The organism is Pseudoduganella rhizocola, assembly GCF_045984285.3.
Taxonomy (GTDB): domain Bacteria; phylum Pseudomonadota; class Gammaproteobacteria; order Burkholderiales; family Burkholderiaceae_D; genus Rugamonas.
Map to the genome: position 1 here is coordinate 18,230 of NZ_JBJQIK030000019.1, position 14,303 is coordinate 32,532.

Annotated in this window: 12 protein-coding genes; 8 read left to right on the forward strand and 4 right to left on the reverse strand. The window is 64.1% G+C overall.

Going from position 1 to position 14,303, the window contains the following annotated elements; translation table 11 throughout:
• Window positions 1-10: 10 nt before the first annotated feature.
• The 4 genes from sucC to recA form a co-directional block, all read right to left on the reverse strand.
• On the reverse strand, window positions 11-1,177 hold the full coding sequence (gene sucC / locus ACJRPG_RS24455; RefSeq protein ID WP_408002720.1) for an ADP-forming succinate--CoA ligase subunit beta: 1,167 nt from the start codon (window positions 1,175-1,177) through the stop codon (window positions 11-13).
• A 71-nt stretch (window positions 1,178-1,248) separates the two neighbouring features.
• Window positions 1,249-1,821: a DUF2889 domain-containing protein gene (locus ACJRPG_RS24460; protein WP_408002721.1), complete on the reverse strand. Its 573-nt coding sequence runs from the start codon at window positions 1,819-1,821 to the stop codon at window positions 1,249-1,251.
• A 175-nt stretch (window positions 1,822-1,996) separates the two neighbouring features.
• Complete coding sequence (recX, locus tag ACJRPG_RS24465) at window positions 1,997-2,455, reverse strand: recombination regulator RecX (protein WP_408002722.1); 459 nt, start codon at window positions 2,453-2,455, stop codon at window positions 1,997-1,999.
• A gap of 73 nt (window positions 2,456-2,528) precedes the next feature.
• Entirely contained in the window at window positions 2,529-3,599 is a 1,071-nt protein-coding gene (recA, locus tag ACJRPG_RS24470; protein ID WP_408002723.1) for a recombinase RecA, read from the reverse strand.
• 102 nt (window positions 3,600-3,701) lie between these two features.
• Here recA and ACJRPG_RS24475 point away from each other — a divergent pair, with 102 nt between their 5' ends.
• The 8 genes from ACJRPG_RS24475 to ACJRPG_RS24510 all read left to right on the forward strand — a co-directional run bounded on the left by ACJRPG_RS24475 (window position 3,702) and on the right by ACJRPG_RS24510 (window position 14,224).
• Complete coding sequence (locus tag ACJRPG_RS24475; protein ID WP_408002724.1) at window positions 3,702-4,394, forward strand: response regulator; 693 nt, start codon at window positions 3,702-3,704, stop codon at window positions 4,392-4,394.
• Complete coding sequence (locus ACJRPG_RS24480) at window positions 4,391-5,878, forward strand: sensor histidine kinase (protein ID WP_408002725.1); 1,488 nt, start codon at window positions 4,391-4,393, stop codon at window positions 5,876-5,878. Before ACJRPG_RS24475 ends, ACJRPG_RS24480 begins: the two co-directional genes overlap by 4 nt.
• Window positions 5,871-6,131 (forward strand): DUF4212 domain-containing protein, encoded by a 261-nt coding sequence (locus ACJRPG_RS24485; RefSeq protein ID WP_408002726.1) that lies wholly within the window; start codon window positions 5,871-5,873, stop codon window positions 6,129-6,131. Before ACJRPG_RS24480 ends, ACJRPG_RS24485 begins: the two co-directional genes overlap by 8 nt.
• A complete protein-coding gene (locus ACJRPG_RS24490; RefSeq protein ID WP_408002727.1) occupies window positions 6,128-8,173 on the forward strand; it encodes a sodium:solute symporter family protein in 2,046 nt (681 codons plus the stop codon). Before ACJRPG_RS24485 ends, ACJRPG_RS24490 begins: the two co-directional genes overlap by 4 nt.
• 70 nt (window positions 8,174-8,243) lie before the next feature.
• Complete coding sequence (locus ACJRPG_RS24495; RefSeq protein ID WP_408002728.1) at window positions 8,244-8,714, forward strand: (2Fe-2S)-binding protein; 471 nt, start codon at window positions 8,244-8,246, stop codon at window positions 8,712-8,714.
• Window positions 8,711-10,912, forward strand: a complete 2,202-nt coding sequence (locus ACJRPG_RS24500) for a xanthine dehydrogenase family protein molybdopterin-binding subunit (protein WP_408002729.1) — start codon at window positions 8,711-8,713, stop codon at window positions 10,910-10,912. Before ACJRPG_RS24495 ends, ACJRPG_RS24500 begins: the two co-directional genes overlap by 4 nt.
• Before the next feature lie 59 nt (window positions 10,913-10,971).
• Window positions 10,972-12,969, forward strand: a complete 1,998-nt coding sequence (locus ACJRPG_RS24505; RefSeq protein ID WP_408002730.1) for a S9 family peptidase — start codon at window positions 10,972-10,974, stop codon at window positions 12,967-12,969.
• Between the two features lie 40 nt (window positions 12,970-13,009).
• On the forward strand, window positions 13,010-14,224 hold the full coding sequence (locus tag ACJRPG_RS24510) for a 6-phosphofructokinase (RefSeq protein ID WP_408002731.1): 1,215 nt from the start codon (window positions 13,010-13,012) through the stop codon (window positions 14,222-14,224).
• The last annotated feature ends 79 nt before the right edge of the window (window positions 14,225-14,303 follow it).

Genomic DNA, 14,303 nt, shown 5'->3' on the forward strand with positions numbered 1-14,303 from the left:
GGTTCCTTAATTATTTACCTGCGGCAGCGGCGACAACGCTCTTGGCTGCGTCTTCCATGGTGTCGGCGGAGATGATAGGCAGACCGGATTCGGCCAGCATCTTCTTGCCCAGATCTTCGTTGGTGCCCTTCATGCGGACCACCAGCGGCACTTGCAGGGACACGGCTTTGGACGCGGTGATCACGCCTTCGGCGATCACGTCGCAGCGCATGATGCCGCCAAAGATGTTCACCAGGATGGCTTTCAGGCCTGGGTTCTTCAGCATGATCTTGAACGCTTCGGTCACTTTCTCGGCCGTTGCACCACCGCCCACGTCCAGGAAGTTGGCAGGCTCGCCGCCGAACAGCTTGATGGTGTCCATGGTGGCCATGGCGAGGCCGGCGCCGTTCACCAGGCAGCCGATGTTGCCGTCCAGGGAGATGTAGGCCAGGTCGAACTTCGAGGCTTCCACTTCAGCCGGGTCTTCTTCGTCCAGGTCGCGGTAGGCGACGATTTCCGGATGGCGGAACAGGGCGTTGGAGTCGAAGTTGAACTTCGCGTCCAGGGCGATGACCTTGCCGGAGCCGGTCAGGATCAGCGGGTTGATTTCGGCCAGCGAGGCGTCGGTTTCCCAGTAGGCTTTGTACAGGCCTTGCAGGTTGGTGACGGCGTCGGCGATGGAGCCTTCTGGCACGCCGATCTTGGCGGCGATGGCGGCTGCGTCGGCGTCGGTCAGGCCAACGGCCGGGTCGATCGCGATCGAGTGGATTTTTTCAGGGTGGGATTCAGCGACTTCTTCGATGTCCATGCCGCCTTCGGAGGAGGCCATCAGCACCACGCGCTGGGTGACACGGTCGGTCACCAGGGAAACGTACAGTTCTTTCTTGATGTCCGCGCCTTCTTCGATCAGCAGGCGGCGTACTTTCTGGCCTTCAGGACCGGTCTGGTGGGTCACCAGCTGCATGCCCATGATCTGGTCAGCGTATTCTTTGACTTGTTCCAGCGACTTCGCCACTTTCACGCCGCCGCCTTTGCCGCGGCCGCCAGCATGGATCTGCGCCTTCACGACCCACACCGGGCCGCCCAGGGTCTCGGCAGCTTTCACTGCTTCTTCAACGGTCATGCACGGAATGCCGCGCGGTACCGTCACTCCGAACTTTCGGAGGATCTCTTTGCCTTGATACTCATGGATTTTCATGCTGGCTTCCCTTCTGATACTGATTTAATAAATCGGGTTAATACTGCTAAAAGTGACAGGTGATACAGCACCTAGATTGCACCGGCTTTTTCCGCTACCCAGCTCGGGTAGAACTCGAGAACTGCGCCGCCGTCGGTGCGGAGGGCATGGCACTTATCGAGCTGGAATGGCTTTTCTTTGCTTTGTGCGGCACTGGCTTTGTCGTAGGTGGGCCAAACATCGTTGGCGTAGGCCTGGACAGCAGCCGTAGGCAGAATCTGGGCCAGTTCCGTCAGATGGGTGCAGCCGGCGATGCCGGCCAGGCGTGCTTTCAGCTCCTGGCGAAAGCCCTTCATCAGGTTCAGGCCGATCAATGCCTTGTAGGCCGGGCCAATGGTGTTGCAAAAGCCGGGGTAAGGTACAGCGTCCGAAACAGCTTCGGCATCGACGATGGTCAATTGCTTGTCGACCGTGATGCGGAGCCAGAGATCGTGCAGGGGTTGGCCGCCTGGGCGCAGGCCGGAAGCCAGCAGGGTGTCGTGGACTTTGATGTCGGTGATATGCGCGTCAAGATCCCACAAGCCATCCTCGCGCGCGAACGCCTGGATGTCTATGGCACGCGTGTGTCGCAGCGCGCGTCGGGAGACTGGAGTTGACAGGGACATAAGACCGATGCCACATAAAGTGGCCAAATTAGTAAGCAGCCATGTACAGAAAAGTACGTTGCCGCAGCTTCTACGGACAACCACCGCACCCGCGGTGCTGCATCAAACTACAAAAGTGTAGCACACCGGCCGATGCTTTGGAAAAATGCGGCCTGACCAGAGGGAGGCGTGGGGCTCAGTATTCCTCGTCCGGGGCAGTGCCCTGCATGGCCACGCGGATGGCTTTCTGGGAGAAGCCGCGCTGCATCAGGAAGCGCATCTGCTTGCTGCGGCCTTCGGGGTCGGCCGCCACTTCGCCGAATTTGCGCTGCCAGACCTCCACGCAGCGCGCCGTTTCGTCCTCCACCAGGCCGGCCTTCGCTTCCTGCAGGGCCTCGCCGCTGATGCCGTGGCTTTGCAGCTCGGCCAGGATACGGCTGTTGCCGTAACGCGCCGAGCGCCGGTGCACCAGCGATTCCGAAAAGCGCGGATCGGACAGCCAGTTGTTCTGTTCGAGGAAATCCAGCAGCGCCTCCACATCGTCGCCCTCTTCCGCATAACGCTCCAGCTTGCGGCGCAGGTCCACGCGGCTGTGCTCGCGTGTCGACAGCAGGCGCAGGGCGCGGGCTTTCAGGCTGAGGGGTGGGCGGGGCATGCGGTGAGGGCCTTAAATGCAATCGCCACCGTGCCGCAGTGCGGGACGGTGGCGATTCGCTTCAGCTAAGTGATTACTCCACCGCCTTCAGCTTCGGCGCCGGCGCGTCGGCGGCCGATGGCGGCAGCTCGCGCACACCCAGCGAGGCACGGACCTTGTTCTCGATCTCGCGCGCCAGTTCCGGACGCTCTTTCAGGAAGATGCGTGCATTGTCCTTGCCCTGGCCGATGCGGTCGCCGTTGTAGGAGTACCACGAGCCGGACTTCTCAACGATCTTGGCTTCCACGCCCAGGTCGATGATTTCGCCTTCGCGGGAGGTGCCTTCGCCATACAGGATGTCGAAGTGGGCTTCCTTGAACGGCGGCGCGATCTTGTTCTTGACCACCTTGACCTTGGTTTCATTGCCGATCACCTCGTCGCCCGACTTGATGGAGCCGGTGCGGCGGATGTCCAGGCGCACGGAGGCGTAGAACTTCAGCGCATTACCGCCAGTAGTGGTTTCCGGCGAACCGAACATCACACCGATCTTCATGCGGATCTGGTTGATGAAGATGACCAGGGTATTGGTGCGGTTGATGGTGCCGGTCAGCTTGCGCAGCGCCTGGGACATCAGGCGGGCCTGCAGGCCCGGCAGGGCGTCGCCCATATCGCCCTCGATCTCGGCGCGCGGGGTCAGGGCCGCCACGGAGTCCACCACGATCAGGTCCACGGAGCCGGAGCGCACCAGCGCATCGCAGATTTCCAGGGCCTGTTCGCCGGTGTCCGGCTGGGAGATCAGCAGTTCGTGCAGGTTCACGCCCAGCTTCTGGGCATAGGTCACGTCCAGCGCGTGTTCCGCGTCGATGAAGGCGCAGGTGCCGCCGATTTTCTGCATTTCCGCGATGGTTTGCAGGGTCAGCGTGGTTTTACCCGAAGATTCCGGACCGTAGATTTCGACCACACGGCCGCGCGGCAGGCCGCCGACGCCCAGGGCGATGTCCAGGCCCAGGGAGCCGGTGGACACAGTCTGCACTTCCTCGATCGGGGCGCTGGCGTCCATGCGCATCACGGAGCCCTTGCCGAACTGCTTCTCGATCTGGGCCAGGGCGGCAGCCAGGGCTTTGGCTTTTTCGGAGGCCGGTACTACAGCTTTTTTGTCGTCCATGGTGGTCTTTCGGGCAAAGTTGTTCGGTACAGGTGGTACTGTATAGGTATCCAGTACTTTTTGCAAGTACTGTATGAGGGGGGTTCGTGATATAAATCAGGGATGCGTATTTTACTTGCCGAAGATGACAGCGTTCTGGCCGACGGACTCACGCGCTCGCTGCGCCAGTCCGGGTATGCGATCGACTGTGTAAAGAACGGCCAGGAAGCGGATACGGCCCTCTCCACCCAGGAGTTCGACCTGCTGATCCTGGACCTTGGCCTGCCCAAGATGTCCGGGCTGGAGGTGCTGCGCCGCCTGCGTTCGCGCTCTTCCCTGCTGCCGGTGCTGATCCTGACGGCGGCCGACTCGGTGGAACAGCGCGTAAACGGCCTCGACCTGGGCGCCGACGACTATATGGCCAAACCTTTCGCGCTGTCCGAGCTGGAGGCGCGCGTGCGCGCCCTCACCCGGCGCGGCCAGGGCGGCGGCTCCACCGTCATCAAGCATGGCCCGCTCAGCTATGACCAGGTGGGCCGCAGCGCCTATATCAACGACCAGATGCTGGACCTGTCGGCGCGTGAACTGGGCCTGCTGGAGATCCTGCTGGCGCGCACGGGACGCCTGGTGTCGAAGGAACAGCTGGTGGACCATCTGTGCGAATGGGGCGAGGAAGTCAGCAACAACGCCATCGAGGTCTATGTGCACCGCCTGCGCAAGAAGATTGAAGTGGGCGGCGTGCGCATCGCCACCGTGCGCGGGCTGGGCTACTGCCTCGAAAAGTATTCAAGCGCCAGCGCTACCGAAGCCAAGTGAATCCGGTCGCCGAGGAAGAAGTCGAGATCCAGCATTCGCTGTTCGGCGAAATCCTGGACTGGATGCTGGCGCCCCTGCTGCTGCTGTGGCCCATGAGTATCGCGATCACCTACCTGGTTGCGAAATCCATCGCCAACCAGCCGTTCGACCATGCGCTGGAAGACAGCGTGACCGTGCTGGCGCAGCAGGTGCGCGAGGTGAACGGCAAGCTGGTGCAGCGCCTGCCCGGCTCCGCGCGCGATATCCTGCGCGCCGACGATATCGACAATGTCTACTTCCAGATCATGGGGCCGCAGGGGCGCTACGTGGACGGCGACCGCGACCTGCCTCAACCCGAGGCGCGCGCCGAAGACGATGAGCTTCGCCCCGGCGACGTGCGCTTCCGCAACGACAACCTGCACGGCACGCCGATCCGCATCGCCTATTCCTATGTGAACCTGGAAGAGGACAGCAAGCGCGAACCGCGCCTGGCCATGGTGCAGGTGGCCGAGACGCTGGAGAAGCGCGCCAAGCTGGCCAATGAAATCATCAAGGGCGTGATCCTGCCGCAGTTCATCATCCTGCCGGTGGTGCTGGCGCTGGTGTGGTTCGCGCTGTCGCGCGGGCTGCTGCCGCTGGCCGAACTGCAGGAACGCATCCGCGCCCGAAGCTCGGATGACCTGAGTCCCATTGCGCCGAACCAGGTGCCGGAAGAGATTACGCCGCTGGTGCGTTCGCTGAACGAGATGCTGGGCCGCCTGTCGCTCTCGATCGAAATGCAGAAGCGCTTTATCGCCGATGCCGCGCACCAGATGAAAACCCCGCTGGCCGGCATGCGCATGCAGTCCGAGCTCGCGCTGCGGCAGACCGACCATGATGAGATCCACCGCTCCCTGGAGCAGCTGGCAAAAAGTTCGGAGGCGGCCACCCGCCTCGTGAACCAGCTGCTTGCGCTGGCGCGCGCCGAGAACCAGCCGCAGGCGGGCGCGGCGCATGAACAGCTCGACCTCACCGGCCTGGCGCGCAATGTGGTGCGCGACTGGGTGCAGGCCTCCTTTAATTACCGCATCGACCTGGGCTTCGAGGAGCAGGGAGAGGACACCATCATCGACGGCAATGCCGTGATGCTGCGCGAGATGCTGTCCAACCTGATCGACAATGCGCTGCGCTATACGCCGGCAGGCGGCAGCGTCACCGTGCGCGTGCGCCGTAACGCCGATGAGGCGGTGCTGGAAGTGGAAGATACGGGGCCGGGCATTCCGCCTGCCGAGCGCCAGCACGTGTTCGAGCGCTTCTACCGCATCCTTGGCAGCAGCGCCGAAGGCAGCGGGCTCGGCCTGGCCATCGTGCGCGAGATCGCGCAGCAGCACGGCGCGGAGGTTGACCTGTTCAGCAATCCGCGCGCGCAGAACCCAAAATATCCGGGCTGCCTGTTCCGCCTGTCCTTCCCCCTGCACGCCGCCGAGCCGGAACCGAACGATGAGGAGCCGCCGCATTATGGCTGATGCCGACCCGCGCCAGCGCCATTGGGAGCGCACCCGCAAGATGACGGCGCTGCTGCTCGCGCTCTGGCTCGTGGCCAGCTTTTGCGCCGTGTTCTTTGCGCGCGAACTGACCGGCCTCACGGTATTCGGCTGGCCGCTATCCTTCTACCTCGCGGCGCAGGGCGCCTCGCTGGTCTATCTTGCCATCATCGGCGTGTACGCCTGGCGCATGCGCCGCATCGACCGCGAAGCGACGCGAAAGGAGCCTCATTGAAGCGCAGCCTGTTCCAGCGCCTGTCGCGCTACTACCTGCTGTTTGCGCTGGGCTTCGCCTGCTTCCTGGTGGCGCTGGCCGTGCTGGAGAAGGAAGGCATGCCGCGCGTCTGGATCGGCTATATGTTCATGTTCGCCACCATCGTGCTGTATGCATCGATCGGCGTCATCAGCCGCACATCCAATGTGGCCGAATACTACGTGGCGGGGCGGCGCGTGCCTGCCCTGTACAACGGCATGGCAACAGCGGCCGACTGGATTTCGGCGGCGAGCTTCATCAGCCTTGCCGGCGGCCTCTACCTGCATGGCTTCGATGGCCTGGCTTATATCATGGGCTGGACCGGCGGCTATGTGCTGGTGGCGCTGCTGATCGGCCCTTACCTGCGGCGCTTTGCGCAGTACACGATTCCCGACTTCCTCGCGGCGCGCTATGGCGGCAACCGGCATGGGCGGCCGGTGCGGCTGCTGGCTGTTGCCGCCACCATCATTGTGTCCTTCACCTATGTGGTGGCGCAGATCTACGCGGTGGGCCTGATCGCTTCGCGCTTTACCGGTGTGGATTTCTCGGTCGGCATCTTCCTTGGCCTGGCCAGCATCCTGGTCTGTTCCTTTCTTGGCGGCATGCGCGCGATTACCTGGACCCAGGTAGCGCAATACATCATCATCCTCGTGGCGTTCCTGATCCCGGCCATGTGGCTGTCGGCCAAACACAGCGACAACCCGGTGCCGCAAGTCGCCTACGGCAAGCTGCTGCCCAAGCTCAGTGAACGCGAAGCGGCCCTGCTGGCGGACGGCAAGGAGCAGGAGGTGCGCAGTATCTACCGTGAACGCGCGGCCGAATTCCAGGCCCGGCTCGACGGCCTGCCCGCTTCGTGGGAGTCGGGCCGTTCGCAGGCGCAGCATGCGCTGGAACGGGTGCGCCAGCGCAATGCCTCGCTGCTCGACATCCGCAATGCGGAGCGTGCGCTGATTGCCTACCCCAAGAATCCGGAAGATGCGGAAGCGCTGTGGACCGGGCAGCGCGATTTCAACCTGGCGCGTTCACGTCCGCTCACGCCGCATGCGGTGCCCTTCCCCGGCCGCGATGCGCAGCAGTCGGATATCAAGCGCAATAACTTCCTGGCGCTGGTGTTCTGCCTGATGCTGGGCACGGCCGCGCTGCCGCACATCCTGATGCGCTCCTACACCACACCGTCGGTGCATGACAGCCGGGTGTCCGTGTTCTGGACGCTGTTCTTCATCCTGCTGATCTACCTCACCATTCCCGCGCTGGCCGTGCTGGTGAAATACGATATCTACAGTGCGCTGGTGGGCACCGATTTCTCGCGCCTGCCCACCTGGGTATCCTACTGGGCGAATGTGGACAAGGCGAATCCGCTGATCAGCATCGCCGACATCAATGGCGACGGCATCGTGCAGCTGGCGGAAATCGCCATCGATGGCGACGTGCTGGTGCTGGCCACACCCGAAATCGCGGGCCTGCCTTATGTTATTTCGGGCCTGGTTGCGGCAGGCGGCCTGGCGGCGGCGCTGTCCACGGCGGACGGCCTGCTGCTCGCCATTTCCAACGCACTGTCGCACGACATCTATTACAAGCTGGTAGACCCGAAGGCATCCACCCAGAAGCGCGTGACGATCTCCAAGCTGCTGCTGCTCGGCGTGGCCTTCATTGCGGCCTATGCCGCATCCACCAAGCCGGGCGACATTCTCTCGCTGGTCGGCGCCGCGTTCTCGCTTGCCGCGTCCACCATGTTCCCGGCGCTGGTGCTGGGCGTGTTCTGGAAGCGCGCAAACCGCTACGGGGCGCTGGCGGGCATGGCCGCCGGCTTCCTGGTCTGCCTGTTCTACATGCTCTCCTCCAACCCTATCCTGGGCGGCAGCGCGGCGGGACAATGGTTCAATATCGCGCCCATCTCCGCAGGCATCTTCGGCGTGCCCGCAGGGCTGATTACGCTGGTGGTGGTAAGCCTGCTCACACCGCCGCCGGACGGTGAAACGGAGGCGCTGATCGACCAGATCCGCGCCCCGGAAGAGCAGGCCTGAAGCGCTACAAATTTGCGACAGACGCCGCGCAGGCGCCTTGCATAATGGCGCTTTCCGGAGCCTGCCCGCCATGCGACTGCAACTGACAATCAACCGAAAGAACATACCGGTCGAAGCCGACCCCGAGATGCCCCTGCTGTGGGTGCTGCGCGATACGCTCGGCATGACCGGCACCAAGTTCGGCTGCGGTGCAGGGTTATGCGGCGCCTGCACGGTGATCGTGGGCGGCGAGGCAGTACGCTCCTGCAGCACTACCGTGGGCGCGGTGGCCGGCAAGCCGATCCGCACCATCGAAGGCCTGGCCGATGCACGCACACAGAAGCTGCATCCCGTGCAGCAGGCCTGGAAGGACTGCAATGTGGCGCAATGCGGCTACTGCCAGTCAGGCCAGATCATGAGCGCCGTGGCCCTGCTCGAAAAGCATCCCCGTCCGAGCGAAACGCAGATCGCCGAAGGCATGGAGGGCAACCTGTGCCGCTGCGGCACCTATCCGCGCATGCAGCAGGCCATCCGGCAGGCAGCTGCGAAAGGCAAGGCATGAACACCGGGCGCCGCGATTTCCTCAAGTTTTCGGCTCTTGCCGGCGGCGGCCTGCTGCTGCAGGGCGCCTTCCCGGTGCTGGCAGCGCAGCCTGCGGGCAGCGATGTCGGCTACTTCGTGCGCATCCTGCCGTCGAACGTGCTGGAATTCTCGCTTACCCACCATGAGATGGGACAAGGCGTGGCCACCAGCATGGCCATGATCTTCGCCCAGGAACTGGGCGCGGACATGGCGCAGTTCCGTGTGCTGCCCATTCCCGACACGGCCAGCACACGCTATGTGCTGAGCGGCACCGGCGGCAGCAACTGCATCAAGGACAACTACCTGCACCTGCGCCGTGGCGCGGCGCTGGCCCGCCAGGCCCTGCTGCAGGCGGCAGCTGCACGCTGGAAGTGCAAGCCGGAAGAATGCATCACGGCCCATGGTTTCGTGGCCGGGCCGAAGAAGCAGCGCCTCAGCTTCGGCGCGCTGGCCGCCGAAGCGGCTGCCCTGGGCAGCCCTGCGAATCGTGACGAATTCCGCAAGCTGCAGCCCGCGCTCGGCGAGCGCGTGGCAGGCGACGTGGTGGGCAAAGGCCAGGCCAATGTGTATGCGGACGCCATCGTGCGCGGCCGGCAGAACTACGGCATCGACTTCAGCGTGCCCGGCATGCTGTTCGCCAGCCTGGAACGCTCGCCGCAGCTGCGCGGCCGTGTGGCGCGCTTCGACGCCAGCGCCGCGCTGAAGGTTCCGGGTGTGTGCGCGGTGGTCAAGATCGCCGCCCACGAGGAAGCCGCGAACAACCTCCCGGCGCCGGCCACCTTCTTCTCGTCCAAGGAAGCGGTGGCCGTGGTGGCCACTTCCACCTGGGCGGCCATGGAGGGCCGCAAGGCGCTGGTGGTGGAGTGGGAAAAACCGGCCGGCGCCAGCCATTCGAACGAGTCCTGGGAAGCGTTCGCGGCGCAGGCGCTGGACCGCGACCTCAGCGTGGTGCAGGAAACGGGCAGCGCGCCGGCGGAACGGCCCAATATGCTGGCGGCGGAATACACCTATCCCTTCCAGGCCCACGCCTGCATGGAACCGATGAACTGCGTGGCCCACCATCAGGGCAAGCGCGCCGAAGTCTGGGTGGGTACCCAGGGCGCCATCGGCTGGCGCAACCAGCTGGCACGCATCTTCGGCCTGCCGGAAAGCGAGGTCGTGGTCAGCCCGCAATTCTCCGGCGGCGCTTTCGGCCGCCGCTTCTATATGGATACCGCCATCGAGGCGCTGCGCGTGTCGCAGGCGGCAGGCAATGTGCCGGTCAAGATTGTGTGGACGCGCGAAGACGACCTGCGGCACGACCACTACCATCCCTATACCCGCAGCCGCCTGCGCGCTGCGCTTACGCCAGAAGGCGCCCTCGCATCCTGGCAGCATGACGAGGCGCGTTCCTACTTCGGCAATCCGCGCGGCGAGCACCCGTGGTTCGCTTACGACACGGCGCATATGCGCTATGCCTTCGCCAACCTGCAAGGCGCCAGCCCGCTGCAGGGGGGCGCCTGGCGCTCGGTGGTCGCCAACCACTGGGCCTTCTCGCAGGAGTGCTTTGTGGACGAACTGGCGCATGCTGCGCGCAAGGATCCCGTGCAGTTCCGCCTCGACATCATGCGCAGCGGCGAAGAGAAACCCGCCGGCGAGCGATACAAGGTGAGCCAGAAACGCATGCGCCAGGTGCTGGAGAAAGCGGCGGCCTTGTCCGGCTGGGACAAGCCTCCGGCACCGGAAGCCGGCGTGCGGCGCGGACGCGGCATCGCCGCCTACCCCTACATGCACGGCAACAGCTACTGCGCCTTGGTGGCCGACGTGGAAGTGCGTGGCAGCCAGTTCACCATTACGCGCGTGGTGGCGGTGGTCGATTGCGGCCTGGTGATCAATCCCGATGGCGCGCGCCAGCAGGTGGAAGGCGGCATCATGTGGGGCCTGTCGGCAGCGCTGCACGGCGGCATCCGGCTGGCGGACGGCGCGGTCGTGAACACGAATTTCCATGACACGCCCTTCGCGCGCTACAGCGAAACACCGCGCAAGATCGAAGTGCACTTCATCGAGGATGCGGGTGCCGCGCCATGCGGGCTGGGGGAAATCGCACCGCCGCTGATCGCGCCTGCCCTGTGCAACGCACTGTTCGCGGCCACCGGCCAGCGGGTAAGGGAACTGCCGGTCAAACTGGCTGCCGCCTGAAAACAACGTTGTGACAATGTGCGATATTGCGGAGAGGCGCCCTGTGATATGTTGCTGGCATGTTAAAAAATGCACTTCTTGCACTAGCAATCAGCACCGCCGCCTTTCTCCCGCAAGCCAGCGCGCAAGCCCTGGCCCCGCCGCCGGTTGAAGCATTCTTCGACAATCCGGCCTTCAGCGCCGCCGTGCTGTCACCCAGCGGTAAATACCTGGCGGCCCGTGTCAGCGGCAATGGCTCGCGCGAGCGGCTGGCCGTCTATGACATCGAAACCGGCAAGGCCCAGATAGTCGCCGTGTTTGCCGACGCCGATGTCGACGACTTCCAGTGGATCAGTGACGAACGCCTGATCTATGACCTGGCGGACCGCGACCAGGGACAGGGCCAGCGCCGCTATGCGCCAGGCCTGTTTGCCGTGAACCGCGACGCCAGCCAGTTCCGCCGCCTCGCCGAGCGCGAACATGTGGTCATCTCCGATGGCAGCATGCAGAAGATCCTGCCCTGGCATACCTTTATGCTGCCCCAGGTAGGCAAGCAGGACTCGGAATTCGTCTACGTGGAGAGCATCGAGTTCAGCGGCTTCAGTGAAGTGGTGCACAGGACGCTGCTGCGCCTGAATACCCTCAACGGGCGCAGTACAGAATACCAGGGGCCCGGAAATGTGAAGCGCTGGCTGACCGATTATGCGGGCGAGCCGCGCATTGCGGTGACGGCATCGGAAGGCACGTCCACGGTCTACTATCGCGATCCCAAAAAGAACAACGAATGGCGCTCGCTGGGCGAATTCGGGCGCTATATCGGCAACGACGGTTCGTTCTCGCCATTGGCTTTCGGTCCTGAGGGCAAGCTCTATGTGCTCACCAGCCGTGGCGACAAGACTGCGGTATATAGCCTGGACCTGGATACCGCAAAGATCAGCGACACGCCGGTGGTGGTGCAGGAGGACTTCGATTTCAGCGGCGAACTGGTGTTCTCGGAAAAAGGCCTGCTGGGTATCCGCTCCATCGGCGATACCGAAGCGACCCAGTGGGTGGACAAGGATCTGCAAGCCGCGCAGGCCTATGTCGACAGCGTGCTGCGCACCACGGTGAATGTGCTCATGCCGCCAAGGCATCCGGCCACGCCCAATATGCTGGTGAAATCGTACTCCGACCGGCAACCGCCCATCTACTACGTCTACCGCGGCGATGTGAAGAAGCTGGTGCTCGTCGGCTCCATGCATCCCCAGATCAAGCCTGCGGCCATGGGCAAGCGCGACCTGGTGCGCTACAAGGCACGCGACGGCCTGACCATTCCCGCCTGGATCACCATGCCCGCCAACGGCAAGAAAAATGCGCCGATGGTAGTGCTGGTGCATGGCGGCCCATGGGTGCGCGGCGACACCTGGGCATTCAACGCCGAAGCGCAGTTCCTCGCCTCGCGCGGCTACTTCGTGCTGCAGCCGGAATTCCGCGGCAGCACCGGCTACGGCAACGCGCTGTTCAACGCAGGCTGGAAGCAGTGGGGCCTGAAAATGCAGGACGACATTGCGGACGGCGCACGCTGGGCCATCGCCCAGGGCCATGCCGACCCGAAGCGCATCTGCATCGCCGGCGCCAGCTACGGCGGCTACGCGACGCTGATGGGCCTTGTCAATGACCCGGAGCTTTACAAGTGCGGCATCAACTGGGCCGGCGTCACCGACATCGACCTGATGTACTCGGGAGCCTGGTACCGCGATTCCGACCTGAGCGCCGCATGGAAGAAATACGGTATGCCGGTACTGATCGGCGACCAGCAGAAGGACGCGGAACAGCTGAGGCGCACATCGCCCCTGCTGCAGGCGGCGAAGATCCGCCAGCCGCTGCTGCTGGCCTACGGCGGCGCGGACCAGCGCGTGCCCATCTTCCATGGGCAGCGCTTCTACGACGCGGTCAGGCCGTATAACAGCCATGTGGAATGGCTGGAATACACGGAGGAAGGCCACGGCTGGGTCCTGCCGAAGAACCGCTTCGACTTCTGGACGCGCGTCGAAAAATTCCTCGACCGGAATATCGGCGCGGGCGCCAAAACGGAGTAAGCTGGCGGCTCTGATTCCTTTCACAACGGGGAGGCTGGCTATGGGTTCTGGCAAGATTCTGGTGGCGCAGGGAGGCGGACCGACCGCCGTGATCAACCAGTCGCTGGTGGGCGTGGCGCTGGAGGCGCGGCGCTTCAATGAGGTGACGAAGGTCTACGGCGCGATGCATGGCGTGCGCGGCATCGTCAACGAAGATTTTGTCGACCTCACGCAGGAGACCTCGCACAACCTGGAACTGGTGGCCGCCACGCCCTCCTCCGCGCTGGGCTCAACGCGCGACAAGCCGGACCTGAAATACTGCGCCGAGATCTTCAACGTGCTGCGTGCGCACGAGATCGAGCACTTCTTCTACATTGGCGGCAACGACTCCTCGGACACGGTACGCATCGTGAGCGAACAGGCGCAGGCGGCGGGCTACCCGCTGCGCGCCATCCACGTGCCGAAGACCATCGACAACGACCTTGTCGGGAACGACCATACGCCCGGCTTCCCTTCGGCCGCCCGCTTCGTGGCCCAGGCTTTTGCGGGAGCCAACCTGGATAACGCCTCGCTGCCCGGCGTGTATGTCGGCGTGGTGATGGGCCGGCACGCCGGCTTCCTGACCGCCGCAGCGGCGCTGGGCAAGAAATTCCCTGACGATGGCCCGCACCTCATCTACGTGCCGGAGCGCGTGTTTGTGCTCGACCGGTTCCTGGCGGACGTGAAGGCGGTCTATGAACGCTACGGCCGCTGTGTGATCGCCGTTTCCGAAGGCATCCACGATGCCAGCGGCGAACCGATCGCCACATTGCTGGCCAAGGAAGTGGAACGCGATGCGCACGGCAATGTGCAGCTTTCGGGCACGGGCGCGCTGGCCGACCTGCTGTGCGAGGAGATCAAGGCGAAGCTGGGCATCAAGCGCGTGCGCGGCGACACCTTCGGTTACCTGCAGCGCAGCTTCATCGGCTGCGTATCGGACGTGGACCAGCGCGAGGCGCGCGAAGTGGGTGAGAAGGCGGTGCAATACGCCATGTGGGGCAGCCGGAACGGCTCGGTCGCCATCAAGCGCACGGGGTTCTATTCAGCGGACTACGAACTGCTGCCGCTGGAAGCGGTGGCGGGCAAGACGCGCACGATGGAGGACGAGTTCATCACGGATAGCGGCACCGACGTCACGGACGCCTTCCGCATGTACCTGCGCCCCCTGCTCGGTTCCGGCATGCCGGATGCCTACCGCCTGCGCCCCGCCCCCGTCCCCAAAATCCTGCACCGCTGAAACATGACACCCTGGGGTCAGGCACCACTGTCACTGACAGCCGGTGCCTGACCCCACGGTGTCGCAGACGGACTGGAGG

Bases quoted from the DNA above. Each gene is read 5' to 3' on its own strand.
- sucC (WP_408002720.1), bottom strand. From the start codon at position 1,177: ATGAAAATCCATGAGTATCAAGGCAAAGAGATCCTCCGAAAGTTCGGA.
- ACJRPG_RS24460 (WP_408002721.1), bottom strand. From the start codon at position 1,821: ATGTCCCTGTCAACTCCAGTCTCCCGACGCGCGCTGCGACACACGCGT.
- recX (WP_408002722.1), bottom strand. From the start codon at position 2,455: ATGCCCCGCCCACCCCTCAGCCTGAAAGCCCGCGCCCTGCGCCTGCTG.
- recA (WP_408002723.1), bottom strand. From the start codon at position 3,599: ATGGACGACAAAAAAGCTGTAGTACCGGCCTCCGAAAAAGCCAAAGCC.
- ACJRPG_RS24475 (WP_408002724.1), top strand. From the start codon at position 3,702: ATGCGTATTTTACTTGCCGAAGATGACAGCGTTCTGGCCGACGGACTC.
- ACJRPG_RS24485 (WP_408002726.1), top strand. From the start codon at position 5,871: ATGGCTGATGCCGACCCGCGCCAGCGCCATTGGGAGCGCACCCGCAAG.
- ACJRPG_RS24495 (WP_408002728.1), top strand. From the start codon at position 8,244: ATGCGACTGCAACTGACAATCAACCGAAAGAACATACCGGTCGAAGCC.
- ACJRPG_RS24500 (WP_408002729.1), top strand. From the start codon at position 8,711: ATGAACACCGGGCGCCGCGATTTCCTCAAGTTTTCGGCTCTTGCCGGC.
- ACJRPG_RS24505 (WP_408002730.1), top strand. From the start codon at position 10,972: ATGTTAAAAAATGCACTTCTTGCACTAGCAATCAGCACCGCCGCCTTT.
- ACJRPG_RS24510 (WP_408002731.1), top strand. From the start codon at position 13,010: ATGGGTTCTGGCAAGATTCTGGTGGCGCAGGGAGGCGGACCGACCGCC.